This is a genomic window from Nonomuraea sp. 3N208 (genome assembly GCF_052245935.1).
GTDB lineage: Bacteria > Actinomycetota > Actinomycetes > Streptosporangiales > Streptosporangiaceae > Nonomuraea.
On sequence record NZ_JBQQBR010000155.1, the window covers coordinates 1 to 1,317 of the forward strand.

Sequence of the window (1,317 nt, forward strand, 5' to 3'; positions counted from 1 at the left end):
GTAAGCATTCATCAGGGCTCAAGATCGGGTACGGCGTGAGCGTCGTGCTGCTCGTGGGATGATCTTTCGGTGCAGGCTGGGGATGGGCGTCCGTCGTATGACGAGCTTGCCGCCCTGGTCGTGGAGCAGGCGCGGGTCATCGGTGAGTTACGGGCCGAGAATGAACGGCTGCGGGCGGAGAATGAGCGGCTTTCGGCTCGGGTGGCCGAGTTGGAGCGGCGGCTGAACAGGAACTCGGGCAACTCCTCGCTGCCACCGTCGGCCGATGCCTTCATCCGGCCGGAGAAGAAGGCGACGCCCAGGAGTGGGCGGCGGCGGGGTGGTCAGCCGGGTTCGGCGGGTGGTGGGCTGGCCATGGTCGAGACCCCGGACCGGGTCGACGATCATCTGCCCCAGGGGTGTGGCGGGTGCGGAGCCGGGCTGAGCCTGGCCGACGGCGCCGGATACGAGCGCCGCCAAGTATGGGACATCCCCCTGGTCAGCGTGACGGTGACCGAGCATCGGGCGCATCGGTGCCGGTGTAGGTGCGGGACGACGACCAGGGCGGCGATGCCCGGGACGGTGGCCGGCTCGCCGACCTCTTACGGGCCGAACCTGCGCGCGTTGGCGGTCTACCTGCTGGTCTTCCAGCACATCCCGGTCGAGCGGACCGCGCAGTTGATCTGTGATCTGACCGGCGCGAAGGTGTCGACCGGCTGGGTGTCGGGGGTGCTGGGGCAGGCCGCGGGCCTGGTGGCCGACAGCCTGAAGCTGATCCGTGCCCTGCTGACGCTGGGGCATGTGCTGCACGCCGATGAGACCACCACCCGGATCGGCAGCGGGCGGCGGTGGCTGCACGTGGCCTGCACCGAGCGGCTCACCCTGCTCGGTTTGGGGCCGCGCTCGCGTCAGGGTGCCAACACGCTGGGGGTGCTGCCGGACTTTCGCGGCGTGGTGGTCCACGACTCGCTGGCCCTGTATGACGGCTACTCCGATGCCCGCCATCAGTTGTGCGGGGCGCACCTGGTCCGCGAGTTGACCGCTGCCGCCGAAGACCACCCCCAACAGCGCTGGCCCGTCCAGGTCCGCTGGGCGCTGGCGCAACTGAACAAGCAGGCCAAGAAGGCGGCCGACCAGGGCCTGACCGATATCCCGCCCGAACGGGCGCTGGTCTACCTGGAGTCCTTCCACCACGGCGTGGCCGTCGGGCTGTCGCTGCATCCACGTGCCCCGGGCCGCAAACAGAGCCCGGCCCGCAACCTGCTGGAGCGCCTGCGCGACCGCAGTGCCGACGTGCTGCGCTTCGCCGACAACCCCGGTGTGGTGCCCTTCACCAAC

Annotated in this window: 1 protein-coding gene; it reads left to right on the forward strand. The window is 70.0% G+C overall.

Annotated features, from left to right (window positions below):
• Positions 1-69: 69 nt before the first annotated feature.
• On the forward strand, positions 70-1,317 hold a 1,248-nt coding region (gene tnpC / locus ACTWPT_RS59975; protein ID WP_443186474.1), incomplete at its 3' end, for an IS66 family transposase.